The 1873-nt window shown below is 68.0% G+C and carries 2 protein-coding genes; one reads left to right on the top strand and one right to left on the bottom strand.

What is annotated here, in order from left to right:
• Positions 1-21: 21 nt before the first annotated feature.
• Positions 22-378, bottom strand: a complete 357-nt coding sequence (locus tag ACFWN1_RS33105; protein ID WP_384370418.1) for a HesB/IscA family protein — start codon at positions 376-378, stop codon at positions 22-24.
• A gap of 266 nt (positions 379-644) precedes the next feature.
• Between ACFWN1_RS33105 and nadA the strand changes: the two genes are divergently transcribed.
• A complete protein-coding gene (gene nadA, locus ACFWN1_RS33100; RefSeq protein ID WP_384370415.1) occupies positions 645-1829 on the top strand; it encodes a quinolinate synthase NadA in 1185 nt (394 codons plus the stop codon).
• Positions 1830-1873 lie beyond the last annotated feature (44 nt).

Raw genomic sequence — 1873 nt, 5'->3', positions numbered from 1 at the left:
TGTCACGGCTGGGTGGGCTGCTCAGCTGAAGGAGTCGCCGCAGGCGCAGGAGCCCGTCGCGTTCGGGTTGTCGATCGTGAATCCCTGCTTCTCGATCGTGTCCACGAAGTCGATCGTGGCGCCGCCCAGGTACGGGGCGCTCATGCGGTCGGTGACGACCCTGACGCCTTCGAAGTCCTTCACGACGTCGCCGTCGAGCGAGCGCTCGTCGAAGAAGAGCTGGTAGCGCAGACCGGAGCAGCCGCCGGGCTGGACGGCGACCCGCAGGGCGAGGTCGTCCCGGCCTTCCTGGTCGAGGAGCGCCTTGACCTTCGACGCGGCGGCGTCGGTCACGATGATGCCGTCGGTGACGGTGCTGGTCTCGTCCGATACGGACATCTACATCTCTCCCAAGTTGTACGGAGACTGCTTTCCGACCAGTGCAACCGGTACGCGGGCTGTTTCATTCCGGCCCGGGGCGGACCGGTCCGGCCGCGTTCTCGCTTCGCTTCTCATGCTCGCACACGGGCGGGACACCGGGCAGCGGACCGGTGCCGGGGAGGCCGGGATTCACGTCACATGGACGCTATTGCCTTCGTCAAAGTGACATGAAGCGGTTATCATAGATAATGTCAGTTAGACGAAAAGTAGAAAGGGTAGGTGCCGTGACCACCGCCCAGACCCCGCAGCTCGACGTACAGCCGTCTCCGCTCGCCCTGCTGCTGCTCGGCCGCGGGGCCGACCCGAGGAGTGAGCGGGGCGTCGAATGCCCCGGCGATCTGCCCGAGCCCTCCGACCCGGACCTCGTGGCGCGCGCCCGTGCGGCCAAGGAGAAGCTCGGGGACAAGGTCTTCGTCCTCGGCCACCACTACCAGCGCGACGAGGTCATCCAGTTCGCGGACGTCACGGGCGACTCGTTCAAGCTGGCCCGTGACGCGGCCGCGCGCCCGGACGCCGAGTACATCGTGTTCTGCGGTGTGCACTTCATGGCCGAGTCGGCCGACATCCTCACCTCCGACGACCAGAAGGTCGTCCTGCCGGACCTCGCGGCCGGCTGCTCCATGGCCGACATGGCCACGGCGGAGCAGGTCGCGGAGTGCTGGGACGTGCTGACCGAGGCGGGCGTCGCCGAGCAGGTCGTGCCGGTGTCGTACATGAACTCCTCCGCCGACATCAAGGCGTTCACCGGCAAGCACGGCGGCACCATCTGCACCTCCTCCAACGCCGAGCGGGCGCTGGAGTGGGCGTTCCAGCAGGGCGAGAAGGTGCTGTTCCTGCCCGACCAGCACCTGGGCCGCAACACCGCTGTCCGCGACATGGGCATGTCCCTGGAGGACTGCGTCCTGTACAACCCGCACAAGCCGAACGGCGGGCTGACCGCCGAGCAGCTGCGGGACGCCAAGATGATCCTGTGGCGCGGACACTGCTCGGTGCACGGCCGCTTCAGCCTGGAGTCGGTCGAGGACGTGCGCCGGCGGGTGCCCGGCGTCAACGTCCTGGTGCACCCCGAGTGCCGGCACGAGGTCGTGGCCGCGGCGGACTACGTCGGCTCGACGGAGTACATCATCAAGGCGCTGGAGGCGGCCCCGGCCGGCTCCAAGTGGGCGATCGGCACGGAACTGAACCTGGTCCGGCGGCTGGCGAACCGGTTCGCGCCCGAGGGCAAGGAGATCGTCTTCCTCGACAAGACGGTCTGCTTCTGCTCCACCATGAACCGCATCGACCTCCCCCACCTGGTCTGGACCCTGGAGTCCCTGGCCGAGGGCACCCTGGTCAACCGCATCGAGGTGGACCGGGAGACGGAGGCGTTCGCCAAGCTGGCGCTGGAGCGGATGCTGGCGCTGCCGTAGGTTCCCCGCATACGACGGAAGGCCCGTCGGACACCGTGAGGGTG

Origin of the sequence: Streptomyces sp. NPDC058459, assembly GCF_042721685.1 — a bacterium.
Lineage (GTDB): Bacteria > Actinomycetota > Actinomycetes > Streptomycetales > Streptomycetaceae > Streptomyces.
Note: the sequence above shows the minus strand (reverse complement) of the source record. Positions and strands in the feature narration are given on the sequence as shown.

Bases quoted from the DNA above. Each gene is read 5' to 3' on its own strand.
- ACFWN1_RS33105 (WP_384370418.1), bottom strand. From the start codon at position 378: ATGTCCGTATCGGACGAGACCAGCACCGTCACCGACGGCATCATCGTG.